Source organism: Sphingobium sp. FG125 (assembly GCF_057809795.1).
In genome coordinates, this window is record NZ_JBMDKQ010000011.1 from 93,057 (window position 1) to 113,675 (window position 20,619).

General features: G+C 61.8%; 18 protein-coding genes. 12 read left to right on the plus strand and 6 right to left on the minus strand.

From position 1 onward, the window contains the following. Position 1 precedes the first annotated feature (1 nt). The 3 genes from ACODSR_RS12410 to ACODSR_RS12420 are packed head-to-tail and all read left to right on the plus strand — an operon-like array spanning position 2 to position 3,852. Positions 2-934: a formylglycine-generating enzyme family protein gene (locus ACODSR_RS12410; RefSeq protein WP_489077000.1), complete on the plus strand. Its 933-nt coding sequence runs from the start codon at positions 2-4 to the stop codon at positions 932-934. Between the two features lie 29 nt (positions 935-963). Next, positions 964-2,571, plus strand: a complete 1,608-nt coding sequence (locus ACODSR_RS12415; protein ID WP_489077002.1) for a sulfatase family protein — start codon at positions 964-966, stop codon at positions 2,569-2,571. Positions 2,572-2,595: 24 nt separating this feature from the next. Then, entirely contained in the window at positions 2,596-3,852 is a 1,257-nt protein-coding gene (locus tag ACODSR_RS12420; RefSeq protein WP_489076890.1) for an MFS transporter, read from the plus strand. Positions 3,853-3,855: 3 nt separating this feature from the next. Here ACODSR_RS12420 and ACODSR_RS12425 read toward each other — a convergent pair whose 3' ends face one another. Further along, entirely contained in the window at positions 3,856-4,857 is a 1,002-nt protein-coding gene (locus ACODSR_RS12425) for a GlxA family transcriptional regulator (RefSeq protein ID WP_489076892.1), read from the minus strand. A gap of 124 nt (positions 4,858-4,981) precedes the next feature. Here ACODSR_RS12425 and ACODSR_RS12430 point away from each other — a divergent pair, with 124 nt between their 5' ends. Both ACODSR_RS12430 and ACODSR_RS12435 read left to right on the plus strand, forming a co-directional pair. Further along, positions 4,982-5,761 carry an SDR family NAD(P)-dependent oxidoreductase gene (locus tag ACODSR_RS12430; RefSeq protein WP_489076894.1) on the plus strand — a complete coding sequence of 260 codons (780 nt, stop codon included), beginning with the start codon at positions 4,982-4,984 and terminating at the stop codon, positions 5,759-5,761. A gap of 28 nt (positions 5,762-5,789) precedes the next feature. Beyond that, complete coding sequence (locus ACODSR_RS12435) at positions 5,790-6,563, plus strand: alpha/beta hydrolase (RefSeq protein WP_489076896.1); 774 nt, start codon at positions 5,790-5,792, stop codon at positions 6,561-6,563. A gap of 129 nt (positions 6,564-6,692) precedes the next feature. On the opposite strand, the gene ACODSR_RS12440 is transcribed toward ACODSR_RS12435, so the two are convergent. From ACODSR_RS12440 to ACODSR_RS12460, 5 genes are all read right to left on the minus strand, one after another. Next, the gene (locus tag ACODSR_RS12440; RefSeq protein WP_489076898.1) at positions 6,693-9,167 is read right to left on the minus strand and encodes a TonB-dependent siderophore receptor; all 2,475 of its coding nucleotides are present in this window, start codon (positions 9,165-9,167) and stop codon (positions 6,693-6,695) included. 342 nt (positions 9,168-9,509) lie between these two features. Continuing rightward, complete coding sequence (locus ACODSR_RS12445; RefSeq protein WP_489076900.1) at positions 9,510-10,262, minus strand: FadR/GntR family transcriptional regulator; 753 nt, start codon at positions 10,260-10,262, stop codon at positions 9,510-9,512. A gap of 64 nt (positions 10,263-10,326) precedes the next feature. Next, the gene (gene manD / locus ACODSR_RS12450) at positions 10,327-11,535 is read right to left on the minus strand and encodes a D-mannonate dehydratase ManD (protein WP_489076902.1); all 1,209 of its coding nucleotides are present in this window, start codon (positions 11,533-11,535) and stop codon (positions 10,327-10,329) included. A 70-nt stretch (positions 11,536-11,605) separates the two neighbouring features. Further along, positions 11,606-11,977, minus strand: coding sequence for an MFS transporter (locus ACODSR_RS12455; RefSeq protein WP_489076904.1), 372 nt, complete (start codon positions 11,975-11,977; stop codon positions 11,606-11,608). 42 nt (positions 11,978-12,019) lie between these two features. Then, on the minus strand, positions 12,020-12,925 hold the full coding sequence (locus ACODSR_RS12460; protein WP_489076906.1) for a LysR family transcriptional regulator: 906 nt from the start codon (positions 12,923-12,925) through the stop codon (positions 12,020-12,022). Between the two features lie 113 nt (positions 12,926-13,038). On the opposite strand from ACODSR_RS12460, the gene ACODSR_RS12465 reads away from it, so the two are divergent. Genes ACODSR_RS12465 through ACODSR_RS12495 form a run of 7 tightly spaced genes read left to right on the plus strand, consistent with a single transcriptional unit; the run spans position 13,039 to position 20,595 of the window. After that, positions 13,039-15,330 (plus strand): TonB-dependent receptor, encoded by a 2,292-nt coding sequence (locus tag ACODSR_RS12465; protein WP_489076908.1) that lies wholly within the window; start codon positions 13,039-13,041, stop codon positions 15,328-15,330. Beyond that, entirely contained in the window at positions 15,327-16,304 is a 978-nt protein-coding gene (locus ACODSR_RS12470; protein WP_489076910.1) for an MBL fold metallo-hydrolase, read from the plus strand. The genes ACODSR_RS12465 and ACODSR_RS12470 overlap by 4 nt, the downstream gene beginning before the upstream one ends. Before the next feature lie 44 nt (positions 16,305-16,348). Then, a complete protein-coding gene (locus ACODSR_RS12475) occupies positions 16,349-17,464 on the plus strand; it encodes an FAD-dependent oxidoreductase (RefSeq protein ID WP_489076912.1) in 1,116 nt (371 codons plus the stop codon). A gap of 11 nt (positions 17,465-17,475) precedes the next feature. Next, on the plus strand, positions 17,476-18,378 hold the full coding sequence (locus ACODSR_RS12480; protein WP_489076914.1) for a VOC family protein: 903 nt from the start codon (positions 17,476-17,478) through the stop codon (positions 18,376-18,378). A gap of 3 nt (positions 18,379-18,381) precedes the next feature. Continuing rightward, complete coding sequence (locus ACODSR_RS12485; protein ID WP_489076916.1) at positions 18,382-19,539, plus strand: alpha/beta hydrolase family protein; 1,158 nt, start codon at positions 18,382-18,384, stop codon at positions 19,537-19,539. Beyond that, complete coding sequence (locus ACODSR_RS12490; RefSeq protein WP_489076918.1) at positions 19,539-20,015, plus strand: hypothetical protein; 477 nt, start codon at positions 19,539-19,541, stop codon at positions 20,013-20,015. The genes ACODSR_RS12485 and ACODSR_RS12490 overlap by 1 nt, the downstream gene beginning before the upstream one ends. Positions 20,016-20,025: 10 nt before the next feature. Beyond that, positions 20,026-20,595: a cupin domain-containing protein gene (locus ACODSR_RS12495; protein ID WP_489076920.1), complete on the plus strand. Its 570-nt coding sequence runs from the start codon at positions 20,026-20,028 to the stop codon at positions 20,593-20,595. Positions 20,596-20,619: the final 24 nt, after the last annotated feature.

The following is a 20,619-nucleotide window of genomic DNA, read 5'->3' on the forward strand; positions in this document are numbered from 1 at the left end:
GATGATCCATCTGCCCGGCGGCGCTTTCCTTATGGGATCGGATCGATTCTACCCCGAAGAAGCGCCGGTGCGCCGGGTGCAGGTGGATGGGTTCTGGATCGACGAAACGCCCGTTACAAACCGAGACTTTGCCCGTTTCGTCGAAGCGACCGGCCACATCACGCTGGCGGAAATAGCGCCCGATCCGAAGGATTATCCCGGCATGGACCCGGCGATGGCGCAGGCGGGATCGTTGCTGTTCCAGCGCACCAGCGGCCCGGTGCCGCTGGACGATGCCAGCCAGTGGTGGCGCTTTAGCATCGGCACAAACTGGCGGCATCCCCATGGACCCGACACTGAGCTGGACATATTGGCGGATCATCCCGTCGTCCATGTCGCCTATGCAGATGCGGAGGCCTATGCCGCATGGGCGGGCAAGGCGCTGCCGACCGAGGCGGAATGGGAATATGCGGCGCGCGGTGGGCTGGATGGTGCGGACTATGCCTGGGGTGACGAACTGGCGCCAGGCGGTGTTTGCCAGGCCAATTATTGGCAGGGCGCTTTCCCCTTCGCCAACATATTATCGGACGGTTATGAACGTACATCGCCCGTCGGCACCTATTCCCCCAACGGCTATGGCCTGTTCGACATGATTGGCAATGTCTGGGAATGGACGAGCGACTGGTTCGCCCAGCCCCGAATCGAGCGCAAGACCAAAGGGAGTTGCTGCGTCCCGGCCAATCCGCGCGGCGGCACGAAGCGCGAAAGTCTGGACCCCGCCAATCCGGCCATCGCCATTCCGCGCAAGGTGCTGAAAGGCGGATCGCATCTATGTGCGCCTAATTATTGCCAGCGCTATCGCCCCGCCGCGCGCCATCCGCAGGCGGTCGACAGTTCGACCGGCCATATCGGCTTTCGCTGCATCATCCGGGACAAGAAGGGACCACGCCCGTGAACACTGCCCGCCGCGCGCTGAGCGCCGCCATGATCGCCGCCTGCACTTTGCTGGGACCGGGCGCACTGGCCAAGCCGGTGAACGCGCCGACAAAGCCGACGAACATGATCTTCGTGCTGGTAGACGATCTGCGCTATGACGCGATGGGCTTCCTGACGCCGGGCCTCCAGACTCCCAATATCGACGCGCTGGCGAAAAATGGGGTCTATTTCCCCAATGCGGTCGTCACATCCTCGCTCTGCTCGCCCAGCCGCGCCACCATCCTGACCGGCCAGACTGCGCGTAACCATGGCGTGGTGGACAATAATAATAGTTCCGAGGAAGGGCTGACCTTCTTTCCAAAATATCTTCAGGCAGCGGGTTACCAGACCGGCTTCTTTGGCAAATGGCATATGGGGTTTGATACCGATGCACCGCGCGACGGTTTCGACAAATGGGTCAGCTTCAAGGGGCAAGGCACCTATTTCCCGACCGAACAGCTCTCGCCAGCGCGGATCGCGGCGGGTGATCGGCAGATGCTCAATGTCGATGGCGCACACGTCAAACGCACCGGTTACATCACCGACGAACTGACCGATTATGCGATGAACTGGCTGGAAAAGGGCCGCGATCCGTCCAAGCCCTTCTTCCTGTATCTCAGCCACAAGGCGGTCCACAGTGACCCGCTGCCGCCAGACCGCTACAAGACCCAATATAGCAAGCTGGACATCAAGCTGCCCGCCAGCATGGCGAATACGCCTGAAAACAATGCAGGCAAGCCGCTATGGGTGCGCAACCAGCGCAACAGCTGGCATGGCGCGGACTTCCCCTATCATACCAACAACCCGATGACGGAGCAGGTGCGCGACTATTATCGCACTCTGTCCCCCGTGGATGAGAGCCTGGGCCGGATCATGGCCTATCTCAAAAAGAACAAGCTCGACCGGAACACGATGGTCGTCTTTTATTCCGACAATGGCTTCCTGATCGGCGAACATGGGCTGATCGACAAGCGCAATGCCTATGAGCCATCGGTGCGCGTGCCGATGATCGTCTGGGCACCCGGCATGGTGCCCAAGGGGGTGACCAACCCGGCGGTGGTGCGCAATCTCGACCTGGCGCCCACCTTCCTCGACATCGCCCATGTCGCCAAGCCCGCGCAGATGGAGGGCAAGAGCTTCCTGCCCGTCGCGGAGGGCAAGATCGATGAAATGACCTGGAATCCGGGCGATTTCGTTTATGAATATTATTGGGAATGGAGCTTCCCGCAGACGCCCACCACCTTCGCGATCGAACGGGACCGGGTGAAATATATCCAATATCACGGCGTTTGGGATCTGGAGGAACTGTATGACCTCAAGAGCGATCCCGACGAGATGCATAATCTGATCGAAGACCCCAAGTGGTTGGATACCAAGATCACGTTGCGCAAGGCGCTGTTCGACCAGCTTGGCAACAATAAGGGCCAGCATGTCGTTCCCTACACGCGCAAGACCAGTTCTGGCCTGGTGAACCGCAATATGGACGGGCCGCACGCGGCGGATTTTCCGGTCGACTGGTATGTAAGGCCCAACCTGCCGACCAAGATGAACGACCTGTTCGCCGACAGCCCTGCCAAGGCGAAGGCCGATGCGGAAGGCAAAAGCTATCACCCCTGATCGCCCGTTTGAAAGATCGCTTCGATGACCCCTTCGCCATCGCCGCAAGCTACCCGTCCGCCGGTGTCGCTTGGCTTCGTTGCCGTCTATGTACTGGCGCAGTTCGGCATATGGGTCGCGCTGCTGACGCCGGTGGTGCTGACGCTGGCGTTGCGGGTGGGCGACATTGCGAGCGAGGCGGAAAAGGGCCGCTGGCTGGGCATCATATTGGCGATTGGCGGCTTCGTCGCGCTGGTCGCGACGCCGATTTGCGGCGCGCTGTCGGACCGGACGCGCAGTCGGTTCGGGCGGCGACGGCCATGGCTGGTAGGCGGGCTGGTGGTTGCAGGTTCGGGTCTGCTGATCCTTGGCCTGGCCACCAATTTGCTGCTGCTGGGGCTGGGCTGGATCATTTGCCAGGCCGGGTTCAACGCGATGCAGGCGGGCTGCCTGCCGATCCTGCCCGATGTCATTCCCGTGCGCTGGCAGGGCCGCGTTGCCGGGATGCTGGGCATGACATCGACGATGGGGACGTTCGCGGGTAGCTGGATCACCCAATATACGCAGGGGTCGTCGCTGCTGATGTTCCTCGCGCCCTTCGCCATCACGGTGGCAGGTATCGGTGCGCTGTGCCTGATCCTGCCCGATCGCCCGGCGCAGGGTGGCGATCTTCGCCGGCTTGGCCCCTTCGCCATGCTGCGCGCGATCGGTGCGCCGTTCCGCGACCGGGACTTCAGCTGGGCGTTCGGCAGCCGTTTCCTGATCATGATGGCCTGGTCCTTCCTGCTGACTTACCAGCTGTTTTTCCTGACCGATCAGCTCTCGTTGCCGCGTGGCGAGGCGACGCAAGTGATGGTGAAATCCATGGCGATCATCGCGACCGCGACCATCGCCATCTCGCTGGTTGGCGGCTTCATCACCGACTGGACCGGGCGTCGCAAGCCGCTGGTGTTCCTGGCCGCGACGCTGGAGGCCGCCGGTTTCCTGACGATCGCGCTGGCTCCGTCCGTCCCGCAATTTCTGGTCGGCGTGGCGATGGCGGGGATCGGCAAGGGGCTGTATTTTGCCGTCGATCTCGCCCTGCTCGCCGCCATCCTGCCCCGGCCGGAGGACAGCGCCAAGGATATGGGCGTGTTCCAGATCGCCAACAGCCTGCCCCAGTCTCTGGCCCCAGCGATCGCCCCGATCATCCTGGCGATCGGCAGTGCGCAGGGCGACGATTATGCCATCCTCTATATAGTGGGCTGCGGCTTTGCCCTGCTGGGGGCCGTCACCATCTGTCCGGTACGGCGGTCAAGATGACCCTCACGCCGCGACGGGCAACTCCGCCCCGCTGGAGAAGCGGTTGCGATAGTCGCCCGGCGACAGGCCCATAATGCGATGGAATATCCGGCGAAAGGCAGTGGAGTCTTCATAGCCCACGGCCCAGGCGATCTGGTCGATCGATCGCTTTGTAAATTCCAGTAACTCGCGCGCCTTGCCCACACGCAGATTCTGGACATATTCGATCGGCTTCATGCCTGTCGCCCCCTTGAAGCGGCGCAGGAAGGTGCGTTCCTCCAGCCCCGCTTTCCCAGCCATGTCGCTTACGCTCACCGCCCGCCCGGCCCTTTCCTGCAACCAGTGCTGGACTTTCAGCACAGCCTCATCGCCATGGGTCAGGCGCGGGGCGAAGCTGCTGAAATGGCGCTGTTCGCGGCCAGACGCGTCGATCAGCAGGAATTTGCCCGTCTCGATCATTACCGTGGGGCCAAGCAGGCGATCGACGATCCGCATCCCAAGATCAGTCCACGCCATCAACCCGCCCGCCGTGATGATGTCCCCATCCTCGATCACCATCTTGTCGATATCAAGCCGCACGTCGGGGAAGCGGTCACGAAACTGGTCGGCAAACAGCCAGTGCGTCGTCGCCGGCCGCCCGGCGAGCAAGCCGGTTTCCGCCAGCAGGAATGCGCCGCCGCAGGTTGAAACCAGCACCACGCCCTGCGCGTGGCGATTGAGCAACCAGCGCGCATAGGGGGCCGCTTCCTGCGCGTCGGGCGGGCCGGTCAGGCGGCCTGGGCTGATCAGCATGGCGGGCAAGGTCGCCTCAGCCGCGTGGGTGTCGAATGCGCGGGAGAAACCGCCCTGCTCGTCCATCGCCCAATGGCTGACGCGCAGCACGCCGCCGCCCCGGTCCACCGAAAAATGGGAGGCTATGGCAAACAGGTCGGTGATCCCATGGACCATCGCCAACTGGCAACCCGGATAGAGGACCAGTCCCACTTCGGCGACCACACCGGCCACCGTCCGCGCCGCACCTACCATGCTGAACTCCCGTTTGTCGGTTTTGGCCTGCTTATTGTCGGAACTGCCGATCCGGCCGCGACGCCAATGATAGTATCTACTGGATCACGGGGCGCAACCGCCCGATCAACGAAGGGATCACACCATGACCAAAGGCACTTTCCTCATCACCGGCGCGTCCGATGGCATTGGCGCGGTCTATGCAGACCGGCTGGCCCGGCGCGGCCATGACCTGATCCTGGTAGCCCGACGGGCCGACAAGTTGGCGGCGCTTGCGCAGAAGCTGGAGGCTGAGACCGGCGTTGCGGTCGAGACGCTGAGCGCCGATCTCTCGACGCCGGACGGGCTGGTGAGCGTCGAGGCGCGGTTGCGTAGCGATGAAGCGATCATCGGCCTGGTCAACAATGCCGGGATCGCGGGCGAGACAAGCCTGATCGATGCAGACACCGCCTATCTGACCGGGATGATCAACCTTAACATATTGGCGGTGACGCGGTTGACGGCTGCCATCGCGCCGCGACTGACCGCACTGGGCGGCGGCACAATCATCAACATGACGTCGGTAACCGCGCTGATGCCCGACGGCTTCACTGCCGTCTATCCCGCCAGTAAGGCTTTCGTCCTGGCTTTTACCGAAGCGTTGCAGGTCGAACTGGGCGCAAAGGGCGTGCGCGTGCAGGCGGTGCTGCCCGGCATCACCCGCACCGCCATCTGGGAAGAAGAGCAACTGGCCCATATCCCGGCGGAGATGGTGATGGAGGTGAACGCCATGGTCGATGCCGCTTTTGCCGGGCTGGACCTGGGCGAGATGATCACCATCCCCTCGCTGCCCGACATCGCCGACCTGGACGCCTATCTGGCCGCTCGCGCCGCGCTGCGCCCCAACCTGTCGCGGGACCGGGCTGCGGCCCGCTACACCGCCTGACCCCCCGTCACCAACAGGGAGATTTGCCATGACCAAGACCATCCTGCTCGTCCACGGTGCCTGGCTCAATGCTTCTAGCTGGGACGCGGTGAAGGCACGTTACGAGGCGCGCGGCTATAGCGTGATCGCGCCCGACTGGCCGCTGGACGATCGGTCCCCCGCCGACCTGCGCGCCAGTCCCGACCCGGCGCTACGCACGCTCGGCCAGCGGGCGATCGTCGCCCATTATGAAGCCATCATCCGCGCCTTGCCGGAAGCGCCGATCCTGATCGGTCATTCGGTCGGCGGGGTTTTCGTCCAGCATCTGATGGACCGGGGGCTTGGCGCGGCGGGCGTGGTGATCAACCCCGCCCCCACGCCGGGCGTGCCGCTCTATCCCCATGCCATCGTCTCTGCGCTGCCCGTGTTCCTCGACCCGTTCAGCCGCAACAGGGTAAAGCATATGTCCCGCCACTTCTTCGCGCGCCGTTTCGCCCAGACGGTCGCTGCCGACCAGACTGACGCCCTGTATGACCGCTATGTCGTGCCAACGCCGGGCCGGGTCTATTGGGACGGGGTCATCAACCCGATGCGGATCAACTGGCGCAACCCTGCCCGCGCGCCGATGCTGCTGATCGGCGGCGGAAAGGATCTGATCGCCGACGCCACCATGACCCGCGCGATTTTCGCCAAACAGCAACGCGCCGCGTCGCTCACCGAATATCGCGAATTTCCCGATCGCTCACACTGGACGTTGCTGGACGCAGGCTGGGAAGAGGTAGCCGACCTGGCGCTGAACTGGGCGGAGCGGCATCAGCGCTGATGGCAGGGCAAGACAGGCCGCCGCGATGCCGATCTTTCCCAAGACGGTGCGCAAACCCGTGGCGCTTATTCTTTTCAAATATATAGGCGTCCCAGCCAAGCTGACCGGGACGCCCAGCCTATATCATCGTCAGAACTGGAAGCTGACCGTTGCACTGATGTTGCGGCCAGGGAAGGCGCGCGCCGTGTTGATCCCGTTTGCCGGGAGGGTGTCGGTCGACATGCCCAGCTCGGTGATCGCCAGAACGTTGAAGATGTTTTGCGCATTCACCGATACGCGCAGGTCCGGCGTGATCGCATAGGATGCAAAGGCACCGGTCAGGACATAACCCGGCATCTTGAGTTGATTGGCATCCGAAGCATAAGACGAAGTGGTGCCGATGATGTTCGCGCCGAGGGAAAAGCGATCCAGCACGATGGACGGGCTGGCCTGGAAAATCAGCGCGGCCTGACGATAAGGGGTATTGCCGTTGAGCGCGGGCGACACCTCACTTTCGGTGATCCGGGCATGGGTGTAGGTTGCCCCACCGGTCAGGTGGAATATGCCATAGTCAAAACCGGCTTCCAGTTCGACGCCATAAGAGCGATATTTGTTGTTGATCACCTGCTGCTGCGGAATGATGATCTCGTTTGCTTCGGCGGTCGTCGCGCGGAATGCCGTGACGTTGGCAAAGATGCCACCGGAACGGAACTTCACGCCTGCTTCCTGCTGGTTCACAAAATTGACTGCAATCTTGTCGGCAATGCTGCCGTCGTCACGGACGCCACCGCCGAACAGAACACGGTCGGCGTTGAAACGCGCGCCACGGCTGACCCGTGCAAAGAGCGCGAGGTCGTTCTGGATCTCAAAATTTGCGCCGACCGACCATGTGAAATAATTTTTGCGATAACTCACCGATTTGGCGGCGGGCAGATTGACCACGGGAACAGACAGTTCCGGCGTCTGGATCACACCATCCTGATTGACGTCGATCGTGCTGACGCCCGTATTTGTGGCGTAAGTGCCGTCAGCCTTGGAACTGTTGAAGCGCACGCTGCCGTCGATGTTGAGACGGCCCGTCTTCCATGTGGCGGCGATGTAGGGGGCATCGATCGTGTAATCGACATCATATTTGCGCACACAACAATTGCCCCAGAGCGGCTCACCATAGGCGACCAGGCCGTTCTGCGTGACCGGCTGGCCGCCAGCATTATAAACATCGAGCAGCGCCGGCTTGTTGCCGCTGACTTCCTGGAGATAGCTGTTCCAGTGCCAATCCATTTCGACGGCCTGATAGGATTTGAAATAGCCAAGAGTCACCGACCCCGTGCCCAAATTGCCGCCGTCAAAATTGCGGGAAAGGGTCAGGATATTGGTCGCGTTGGTGAAATCATCGAGCGTCACGTTGAACAGATGAACCGTGGTTGCCAGGCCATTGCCGTTGAGCCCGGCAGGATTTGCAATCACCTGCCCAGCATTGGGACCATTGGCGTAGCGCAACGTGCCACCGACGCCGCCAAGCGACGTGACAAAGGAGCCGGCCGGCGCGACATTGGCCGCATAAGGCGTGGTGAAGCCGCCGAAATTCTTGGCGACGTTGAACTTGTCCTCTACCTTCCAGCCATCGCCCAGATCGAACGAGGCTTCGCCACCGATGCCGCGCACTTTGGTCCGGTATCCGTCCGCAACGTCGGTGCGGATGCGGTTGCCATCAGCACCGATCGCCAGATCCGAACGAAGATAAGGGGACTGGATCGGATCCTTTTTGGGATCGAAATTCGGGAAGCCGCTGAATTTGGGATTGCTGTTGGTGCCGGTATTGCGGATCGGCACGGGAATATAGGCAGGCGCACTGTCATCCAGATATTTGAAGTTGAGCCGCAGAAAGCCATTGGAGAAAGTGCGCGTGATATTGGCCTTGATCTGGCCGCCATTCTCGGCGTTGTAGCCGATCTTCTTCACGCCATCGCCGATCCGGTAGAAGCCGCCGATATGGAAGTTCCAGTTTTCACCCAGCGGCGCGCCATAATCCGCGTCGATGCGGGTACGATCAAAATCGATGCCCTTGGTCAGCGAGATGCTGCCGCCTTCGGTCTTGCCCGTCTTGCTGATGAAGTTGATGATCGCGCCTGGCGCATTGCTGGTGAAGGTGGACGCGGAACCGCCACGGACGACTTCGACCCGCTGCACATTATTGTCAGGCCGCACAAAAGCGTCAGCAGTCGCGAAGGCGATATCGCCGAAGTTCAGAACCGGAAGGCCATCTTCCTGGAACTGGACGAATTTTGCGCCGCCACTGGCGACCGGCAGACCGCGCACAGCGATATTGGCATTGCCCTCACCACCCGACGATTCAGACCGAAGGCCCGGCACGTTGCGAATGAGGTCCGCACTGCCAAGCGGCGCAGCGCGCGAAATCTGGGTAGCGTCCAGCGCGCTGACCGAGATGCTGGTCGTCAGGCGACGTTCGGGGCGCGACGTTCCAGTAACAATGATGTCACTGCTGCTGCTGTCGGTCGGCGCGTCAGCAGCGGGGGCTTCCGCCGCGACATCCTGAGCAGATGCGGAAACCGACGGAATAGCTACCAACGCAACGGTGGCAAGCAGATATGATGCTCTTTTCATACAACCCCTCCTGAAATGGTCGACCGTTTGCGGTGACCTATTACCGAGAGGCTCTATGCACCATTCCGCAAACGATTGCAACAATCGATTGCGGAATGGTGCAGGCTTACAGATTCTCGTTTCAAAAGGTACAAAAATCCTCCATTTCGAACACGTCCGCAGGAATGCCGGATCACATGGGCAACAGTGGCGCAAATAATCGTCCATTCTCGCCGTCTACAGCACCATGTGAGATGATGCCTCCGGAGCAACGTGATCTGGCTATGATAGTCTCTGGGTCACTCAGCGGGAGCAGATCATTATTGGCGAACGACTCTCAGTTTTGACGCGAGATATCACCAGCTATCGACCCAGCCTGCCGTTAGCTAAGCGCTGCCGTTTGCTACCAATTTCCTTCTTCGCGTTCTCGATCATCTCAAGCTCGGTAACAGCCAAAAGATCTTCAGACACCCGCATCAAATGGTCCCGCATCGCTAATCGCGCCAAATCGCTGTCGCGCGCCACCAGCGCGTCGTAGATGCGGCTATGTTCATCGGGCCTGGGATTGATGCCGCCCTGCCGCGCCTGCTCAAACATATGGCGACAGAGCGGCGATGATTCGCGCAAATCCCATAGATGCTCGACGGCCTGCTCGATCAGACTGTTCTTCGTGCCCTGCGCGATCATCAGATGGAAGGAACGGTCCAATGCCAGTTCAATCGCCGATGCCGGGTCCGCTGCTTCCATGCGGCTCAAAATGACTTTGAGCTCAGCCAATTCGGCTTCGGTCATGACGGCCGCCGCCAAAGCTGCCGCCTCCCCTTCAAACATCAGGCGTGCTTCGATCAGTTCGAAGGCGCCGACGTTCAGCTCTGCGGCAGCATGCACATTGGGCGGCGCGACGACGACATAGACACCAGAACCATGCCGCACTTCGACAAGCTGGCGGATTTCCAACGCGATGATCGCTTCCCGGATCGTCGGGCGGCTGACGCTGAACTGTTCGGCCAGATCGCGTTCGGGCGGCAGCCGGGATCCCGGCAGATGCACGCCCTCGCGAATGCCGCGCTCGATTTCAAGTGCGACGCGCTGATAGAGTTTCAAACGTTCTGCCATAGCATCGGCATGTCACAAGGTAGAACCGTCCGCAAGTCATCTTACCAATCGCCCGCGCCCGCTGTCACCAGTTCCACATCGTGCCATCTTCCAGCCGGGCGACCGGCAAATAGGCGGGCTTGTAGGGATATTTGGCGGCCAGTGCCTCGTCGATATCCACGCCATGACCGGCCGCTTCGCCGCAGAACAGTTCACCCGTGTCGAAGTGATAGTCGTGCGGGAATACGGCGTCGGTCTCTTCGGTATGGCGCATATATTCCTGGATGCCGAAATTGGGCACCCAGGTGTCGAAATGCAGCGCGGTTCCCATGGTGACGGGCGACAGGTCGGTCGCGCCATGGCTGCCGGTGCGAATCTGATAGAGGGCAGCCAGATCGGCGATGCGACGCAGGTGCGTGATCCCGCCCGCGCTGACGATAGTGCAGCGGATATAATCGATCAGCTGGTTCTGGATCAGATCCTTCGCGTCCCAGATCGTGTTGAAAATCTCGCCCACGGCCAGCGGCGTCACGCTATGCTGGCGAACCAATTTGAAGGCTTCCTGATTTTCCGCCGGGGTAACATCTTCCAGCCAAAAGAGCTGATAGGGTTCCAGCATCTTGGCCAGATTCGCGGCCTCCTGCGGGGTGTAGCGATGATGGCCATCGTGCAGCAGATGCGGGCCAAAGCCATAGGTGTCGCGCAGCGTCTCGAACAGCTTGGGCACATAATTCAGCGCCTTGCGCGTATCCCATCCGGTGACCGACGGCAAAGCGGCGTCGGCGGGTTCGTAGAACAGCTTGCCCCGGCCCACGCCATAGGCGTCCTTGATGCCGGGCACGCCCGTCTGCGCGCGAATGGCCTTGTAACCCAGATCGATATATTGGCCCACAGCATCCACGGTTTCGGCAATATCGCTACCATTGGCATGACCATAGACCATGATGCCGTCGCGGCTGCGGCCGCCCAGCAACTGGTATAGCGGCATATTGGCCATCTTGGCCTTGATGTCCCAGAGCGCCACATCGACCGCCGCGATCGCACGCATCGTCACCGGGCCGCGACGCCAATAGGCGCCGCGGTAGAGATATTGCCAGATATCCTCGATCCGGCGCGGGTCCATGCCGATCAGGCAGGGGACGACATGATCCTCCAGATAGGCGACGACCGCCTTTTCCCGACCGTTCATGGTTGCATCGCCAATGCCATAAACGCCCTGGTCGGTCATGATCTTGAGCGTGACGAAATTACGCCCCGGACAGGTGACGATGACCTTGGCCGATATGATCTTCACTGACAATCTCCCCAAACTGATGCAGGCGTTGCGCCCGATACCATCTTAATCTCTCCCATATTGGACTTACCTATTTTCCACAATAGGTCGGATCACCATAAGAAGCACCTGGGCGATTGCGCAACAATAGCCAAAGCGTCGCCATCCCGATGATATCCAGCGCGCCCAGAATCACGAACAGCGGGGAATAGCCAAACACGTCCGCGCTCTGGCCGATCAGCAGGGTGAAGAGCATCCCGCCGATCCAGGCGATCGTGCCCGCCATGCCGCTCGCCGTGCCGACCATGCGGCTATCGAACACGTCGGAACACAAGGTAATGAGCGCGCCGTTCAGCATCTGGTGCGCGAACCCGCCGATGCAGAAGAGCGCGATGGCCAGTCCCGGCGAACCGGCAAGGCCGATGCAGGCCGGGCCGATCATGCACACCGCGCCGATCGACATGGTGATCTTGCGCGATGCCAGGACGCTCGCCCGATCGCCGCCTTAACTGATCCGATCGGCAGTGGCGTTGCGCAACTGTTCGCGAAACCATGTCAGTCCAGTGTCCGCTGCCCGTGCGTGATGATATTGCAGCATTTCGCGCATGACCGGCAGGTCGATAGGCGGGTCCATCACCCGCAGGGGCAATCGCGATGCCATGACCTTCGCCAGACGCTCATGCATCAGGGCCAGCCTGGTCGTTCCCGGTAACATCCAGGCGACCTGACTGAAGGCCGCGCAAATGATCTCGATCCTGCGGCGGTCGCCCTGCTCCCGCAGATGATTTTCGATGAATGTGCCGTCGCGCGACACGCTGACGGCGACATGGCCGGCGCTGTAATAATAGTCTTCCGTCAGCGGTTCCTGCAACATGGGGTTTTCTGACCACCCGACGACGACATGGCGTTCCTCGAACAGCAGTTCGCGCGGATGGGGTCCCTCCAAAAAGCGTTCGGGCGAGACGATGAAGTCCAGTTCGCCATCCTCCAGCCGAGCGTGAATGTCGCTGCGCGGCAGCGTGATCTCGATCCGCACTCCCGGCGCTGATTTTTGTATGCGTTCAAGCATCGGACCGATCAGCACCGTGGTGACATAGTCGGACGCGACGATCCGGAAAATCCGCTGGCTATGGGCCGGGTCGAAGGAGAGTCCGCGCGCGATGATACCGCGCAGGTCTGCCACGACGGCGGCGATTTCCGGCGCAAGAGACAGTGCGGCGGCTGTCGGGATCATTTTCTTCCCATGCTGCACCAGTATCTCGTCGGAAAAGGCGTCACGCAATCGGCGCAAGGCCGCGCTCATCGCCGACTGCGTCAGATTGAGGCGTTTCGCCGCCCTGGTGACGTTCCGTTCCTCCACCAATATGTCGAACGCCACCAGAAGATTGAGATCAAACCGGTCCAGCCTCATTATCATGAATCCTATTGATCATATTCAACATATATCATCCATTTTACTGCTTTTTAAAAATATGTCACCCCTCCGCCATCCCCGCGAAGATCGGGGGCAATTGGGGAGGACGTATGAAAAACATTCTTTGGTGCGCCACGATATTGGCCAGTGGAATCGCACCGCAGGTCGCCATGGCGCAGAAGGCGGATACGCAGGTGTCGGACGGTGGATTGGCAGAAATCGTTGTAACGGCGCAAAGGCGCGAAGAAAGCCTGCAGCGCGCGGCCATTGCCGTAACAGCCGTTACGGGCGACGACCTGACCCGATCCGGTATCACCGAAACGTCCAACCTGGGCAAACTGGTACCCGCCCTTGTCGTGCAGCCCACCGGCGGCACGACCAGCTTCTTCCTGCGCGGCGTCGGCACCAATTCGCAGAACAGCTTTTCCGAAAATGCGATCGCCTTCAATTTCAACGGCGTCTATGTCGGCCGCCCGACCGCACCCGCAGGCGTCTTCTATGATCTGGAGCGGGTCGAAGTGGTCAAGGGACCGCAGGGTACGCTCTATGGCCGCAACGCGACCGGCGGCGCGATCAACGTCCTGCCCAAAAAGCCGATCCTAGGCAAATTCGGCGTCGAAGGGCTGGCCGAATATGGCAATTATGACAGCAAGAAGGGCTTTCTTGCGGTCAATGTCCCCTTCGGTGAGATCGCCGCGCTGCGCGTCGCGGGCCAGGTGGTCGATCGCGACGGCTATATTTCCGATGGCCATGACGACGACAAGGGCGAAGCGGTGCGCGCCTCCTTTCTGCTCAAGCCTTCGGACATCTGGTCGATCAATATTGTCGGCGACTATTATCATCAGGGCGGCAAGGGGGGCGGCGCAGTGCTCCTGCCCAGCAAAGCCTTCGCCGTGCCGTCGCTCGACGATCGGGTCAGCGTCTCCGATCCGCGCGCGATCGCTGCAATCAACGGCTATGCATCCACCCTATTCGCGCCGCCCTTCTGCGCAGGCGGCTTTGTCGCCAGCGGCTGCATCGAAAATGCGCGCTCGGACGGCTATCTTAACAATCATTTCTATGGGCTGAGCGCGCAGGTCGACGGCGACATGGGTTTTGCCACGCTGACCGTCATTCCCGCCTGGCGCAAATCGAAGGCGGATTTTCGCACCTACCTTCCCGGCTTCCGGGGCGAGATACAGGATAATGCCGAACAGCTATCGCTGGAAATGCGGCTGACCTCGGCCGCCGACCAGCGTCTGCGCTATGTCCTGGGTGGCTTCTTCTTCAACGAGCAGCAGGACACGCTCAATTATTTCCGCCAGGGCCGACTGTCCACCACCCGCTTCACCCCCCGCCTCAAGACGCAGAGCCTGGCCGCTTTCGGTCAACTGACCTTCGACGTCACCGATGCGCTGCGCCTGATCGCTGGCGGACGTTATACGCAGGAAGACAAGTCGCAACTCACCGCGTCGGTGGGTGGCGGATTGCCCGGTCCCGTCGACCCGCCACTGGGCGCGTCTTTTACTGGCGACCTTAGCTTCAAAAAATTCACCTGGAAGGCAGGGGTTGAACTCGACGCCGGTCCCACCTCTCTGGTCTATGCCAATGTCGCCACCGGGTTCAAATCCGGCGGCTTCTACGTCGCGGCTCCGCCGAGCAACAGCTTCCGCCCGGAAAGCCTGACCGCCTATACGATCGGTGCCAAGAACCGCTTCTTCGGCAACAAGCTCCAACTCAATATCGAAGCCTTTTACTGGGATTATAAGGACCAGCAGGTAACGTTCGTGGGCGGGGTGCGGACCGGCACCGGCCTGTTCGCGCAGGGATCGCTCACCACCAATGCGGGCAAGTCGCGCATCTTCGGCACCGAATTCGAGGCCCGCTTCGCGCCGACCCGCGACGATCTGTTCAACCTCAACGTCCAATATCTGAACGGCAAATATAAGAGCCTCCAGACCGCCAATTTCTCCCCCACCGGCGCGCCCGTCACAACCGGCTGCGCGACCATAGGATCGCGGCTCGCCAATCCGGGCGTCAACGGCGCGCGTTTCTACGACATCGACTGTTCGGGCCGACCCACGGTCAATTCACCCAAATGGGCGCTCAATATGGGCTATCAGCACAGCTTCCGCATCGGCGGCGACATGGTGCTGGTGGCGGGCGCGCGGTCGAACATCGAATCCAGCCGCTACATGAACGCCAACTTCCGCGCAGAAGAAAAGCAGGGCGGCTTCATGATGTCCGACGCGTTCCTGACTCTGGAAGGACCGCAGGAAAAATGGAGCGTCACGGCGTTCGTCAACAATGTCGAGGATAAGGAAGTGCTGGCCCGCGCCGGCACGCGCCCTATCCTCGACTTCCCGGTCGGCACGCTACGTCCGCCGCGCACCTACGGCGTGCGTGTAGGGTTCAATCTGTGAAGTTCCTGTCCGCCCGGATCACCGGCGTGGTGCTGTCCAGTGTGATCGCCGTGCTGGGAACAACAGCGGCGCTCGCCGGGCCGCCACCCGCCTTCGTCACTTTGGGAACAATGGGCGGTCCGGTGCCGGACGGACATCGGTCGCAACCGGCCAACGCCATCCTGCACGATGGCAAAACCTATCTGGTCGATACCGGCGACGGTACGGTGCAACAGATGGCGCGGGCGGGCCTGCCGCTACCGTCCGTCCGCGCCATCTTCCTCAGCCACCTGCATGTCGATCATATCGGCGGACTGGCGGCGATATTGGGATTGCGCAACCAGACCGAGGCGCGCGACATACTGAACATCTACGGCCCGCCCGGCACGCGCGAACTGGTGGCAGGCCTTGTCGCCAGCCTCCAGCCGTCGGCCAAGGCTGGCTACGGCATTCCCGGCAAATCCTGGACCCCGCCTGAAAATACCGTGATGGTCATCGAACTGCGGGACGGCGAAACCATCCGGGTGGACGACATGACAGTCCGCGTCGCGCAGAACACCCATTATGACTTCGCGCCCGGCAGCGTGGAGGATCGCCACTATAAATCCTTCGCCCTTCGCTTCGATCTGCCGGACCGGTCCATTGCCTATACCGGCGATACCGGACCCAGTGCCGCGGTCGAACGGCTGGCGTCTGGCGCGGACCTGCTGGTCAGCGAAATGATCGACATAGACGCCACGCTGGACCGCGTCGCGCGCACCAGCCCGAATATGCCTGCCGCCGTCAAGGCGACGATGGTCCAGCATCTGACCACCCATCACCTGACGCCGCAAGAGGTCGGCGCGCTGGCCGCCCGCGCCAGGGTGAAGGCGGTGGCCGTCACCCACATTGCTGGTGGAACGGCCGATGCCGCTCGCACCCGCGCCTATGCCGCCATCATCGCCAAAAGTTTCACCGGACCGGTCGCAATCGCCAACGATCTCGACCGCTTCTGATCCCGCTTCCTCTCGCTCCCTTCTCACGAGGCACTAAACCGACCATGGACATCAAGAACATCCTCATCATCGGCGGAGGCATAGGCGGCCTCACTTCCGCCATCGCCTTGCACCAGAGGGGGTTCGACGTGACCGTCATCGAACGCGACCCGGAATGGACCGTCTATGGTGTCGGCATCATCCAGCAGTCGAACGTCCTGCGCGCCATGGATCATTTGGGCCTGCTGGACGAATATGTCGCCGCCGGGGCTGGCTTCGATACGGTCGAGGTGTTCGCCCCCGACGGCACGAAGGTAGCCCGCATCCCGTCGCCGCGCCTGGTCGAGGGCCATCCCGCCAATCTGGGCGTCGGTCGCCCTGCCCTGCACAAGGTATTGGGCGATCGCGCGATCGCCTTGGGGGCAAGGGTGCGACTGGGCGTCACAGCCACCGACATCGACGACAATGGCGATCAGGTGTCGGTTCGCTTTTCCGACAGCTCACAGGATAATTTCGATCTGGTCGTCGGCGCGGACGGCGTCTATTCGCAGACCCGTGCGCTGCTGTTCCCCGACGCACCGTCACCGCATTATACGGGGCAAGCCGTCTGGCGCTACAACCTGCCCCGTACCGAAGGCATGGATTCTCTTCAGGCCTATAATGGTCCGACCGGCGTCGGCCTGGTGCCGATCTCGCAAGAGCTGATGTATATGTTCGTCACTACCGCCGAGCCGGATAACCCCCGTTATCCGCGCGAAGGACTGGCCGCCGCCATGCGCGCCAAGATCAGCCGCTGCTCGCCCGCGATTCAGGCGCTGGGCAACCATATCACCGACGATGACGGCGTGGTCTATCGCCCGCTCGAAGCGTTCATGCTGGACGGGCCCTGGCATAAGGGCCGCGTCGTCCTGCTAGGCGATGCGGTGCACGCCACCACCCCCCATCTGGGCCAAGGCGCGGGCATGGCGATCGAGGACAGCATCGTCCTGGCGGAGGAACTGACGAACCATGAAGATCTGGACAGCGCGCTGATCGCCTATCGCGAACGCCGTCACGACCGGTGCCGCTACATCGTCGAAAAATCACTCGAAATCTGCATGGGCCAGCTTGGTAAGGGCGCGCCCGTCGACAATCACAAAGCCACCGCGGAAATGTTCGCGATGGTCTCCCAGCCGATCTGAAGGAAACCGCTATGAGCCGCGTTACAGAAATTCGATATGTGGGTTACGCCTTGCCAGACCTGGAGGCCGAGCGCGCCTTTTATGCCGACCAATGGAAACTGGTCGAGGCGGGCGAGAAGGACGGCATGGTCTATTTCGCCGCCGATGGCGGGCATGAGCATCATGTCGTGCGCCTGCGTCAGGCCGAAGAACAGCGCATCGACGTGATCGCGCTGGCCGCCGACAGTCGCGCCGATGTCGACGCCCTGCATGACAAGGTCGTCGCCTCCGGCTGCCGCATCATCTTCGCGCCGAAGGATCTGGACTCGCTGGGCGGCGGTTATGGCTTCCGCTTCTTTTCGCCCGACGGCCTGACCTTCGAGGTGTCGAGCGATGTGGCGCGCCGCACCGCGCGTGAGCTGACGCGTTGGGAAGGCGTGCCGGAAAAGATCAGTCACATCGTTCTGCACTCGCCCGATCACAAGGCTATGGTGGCATGGTTCTGCGACGTGCTGGGCTTCAAGGTTTCCGACTGGCTGGGCGACTTCATGTGCTTCCTGCGCTGCAACGCCGCGCATCATCGCATCGCCTTCCTGCCCGGACCGCCCTGCCTCAACCATGTCGCCTATGACATGCTGACCGTCGATGACATGATGGTGGGCATCAACCGGCTGCGCTTGAAGGGCACCGACATTCGCTGGGGTCCCGGTCGCCACACGGCGGGCAACAACACGTTCAGCTATTTCACCACGCCCGCGGGCTTTGCGGTCGAATATAGCTCCGAACTGGAGGATGTGGATTTCGAAACCCATCAATCACAGGTCCACGCCCCCGCCCCCGGCATCATGGACCAGTGGGGCATCGGCGTCGGTGGTCCGCAGACCATGCCGCACGCCGCGCCCGACAAGGGCTTGTTCCAGGCTGTGGAGGTCTGATCGATGGCATTGTTCGAATATTTCCCCAATTATATCTGGAACCTGTCGGTCGCGATCGCGATGGAGAGCGGCGGGCGCATCGGCGAAATCGTCGATATGTGCCAGCCAATCAAGGACGCGGCGGCATCCGGCGCGGATGCAGGCACGCCCATGTTCATGGCGCAATGGGTCGCGATGGCCGACAAGCTGATCGGGCTAGCGGCAGAGGATGAGGCGGAAGGCCGCGCCTTTTCCGCTTCCGACAAACTGGAGCGCGCGTCGCTCTATCTGTTCAACGCCGAACGGATGCAGGGCCATGGCCATCCTGGTCGCGAAGCCACCTATGCCAAGGCGCGCGATACGTTCGACCGTTCGACCGCTCTGGGCCGGATCAACCGGCAGCGTGTCGATATTCCGCTCAGCACCGGCACCATGCCCGCGCTCTACACCCGCGCGCCCGGCGATGGCCCCCATCCGGTCGTCGTCTATTGCAATGGCCTCGATAGCTGCAAGGAACTGCTCTATTGGTCGCGCCTGCCCGAAGCGCTGGCGCGGCGCGGCATCTCCACGCTCTGCGTCGATCAGCCGGGGTCAGGCGAAGCGCTGCGGCTTCAAAATCTCCCTGTCGATCCACATAGCGAAAATTGGGCGAGCAAGGCGGTGGACTGGCTGGAGCAGCAGGACGATGTCGATCCCACGCGGATCGGCATGACCGGCATTTCGCTGGGCGGCCATTTTGCCCCCCGCGCTGTGGCCTATGAACCGCGTTTCGCATCCGGCGCGGTCTGGGGCGCGAACCATAATTGGGCCGAGGTGCAGCAGAAGCGCATGAAGCGCGAAGGCGAAAACCCCGTCCCCCATTATTGGGCGCATGTCATGTGGGCTTTCGGCGCGAGCGACATGGACGAATTCCTGGCCAAGGCGGAGGACATGAACCTCAACGGCCATATGGACGGGATCAAGGTGCCCTTCCTGGTCACGCATGGCGCGAAGGACCGGCAGATCAGCGTCGATTATGCCCATGACTGCTATGACCAGCTGGTCAACAGCCCCAGGCGTGCACTCAAGCTGTTCACCGAACGCGAAGGCGGCGTCGAGCATGTCGGTGCAGACAATATGTCCTACGGTCGCGACTATATCGCCGACTGGTTCGCCGATACGCTGGGCGGCAAGACCGCCTGATGGCCGTGGAAGGACAGATGGGCCGCAGCACCCCCTATATCGCGCGGGAGACGATCGTCAGCGCCACGATCAACGGGGCGATCGGCGCGCTGTTCTTCCTCGCCGTCTTCGGCACGGCGGGGCGCGTTGCGGTGGGGCATTGGGGCCGCTACGCCTTCGATTTTCTGCCGCAAAGCGTGGCGGTGGCGCTCATGGCCTGTTTCGTGCCGGGTGTGATCGCGCGGCGCGCGCAATTAGCGGGCCGGTTGGGCGGCAATCCCGTGACAGTTCGATGGCTGTTGCAGGCCGCCCTCGTCGCGGTCGTGTCCGGCCTTACGCTGGGCGCGGCGGTCGCGCTCGTCTGGCTCGCCAGCGGCGTCGCTACGTTGGACTGGCGAACCGCCCTTGCCATCAAGATCATCTACGGCGCCGCGCTTGGCGCATGGGTCACATGGCGCGTGCTGCGACGCATGGTCGGCGGCGCGCCCCTCATTTAGGAAACTGCTCATGGAATTTGCATCCGTTCGCCGCATCGTCACAGGACACGACGCCTCCGGCCGCGCCATTATCCAGGAAGATGGCCCGGTCCAGCGCGTCCAGCGCATCGGCGGCGACATCGGCCCGATGTTCCACGAAGTCTGGAACACGCAGGCCACGCCTGCCCCGCTCGACGCGTCATCGGGCGAACCGGCCGAAACCGGCATTATCCTCGCCCCGCCCAAGAACGGTACTCGCATCCGCGTGCTGGACATCCCGCCTGAAGGCGATGGCATCCGCACCATGTCGCCCGAAGAAGCCCGCGCCCATTTCGCCGAAGTCGGCGCGCATGACGCGTCCGCCCATGATGGCGAAGGGTCGCGCCACGCCCTGATGCACCGTACCGAAACCATCGACTATGGCATTGTGGTGGAAGGCGAACTGGTCCTGATCATGGACGAAGGCGAAACCACCGTCCGCGCCGGCGACATCGTCATCCAGCGCGGCACCAACCATGGCTGGTCCAACCGGTCCGATCGCAATTGCCGGATCGTTTTCATCCTGATCGACGGCACGTTCGACGCCGAGTTGAAACGCTGAGCCTGCGTCCGGCGCGCACCGTTG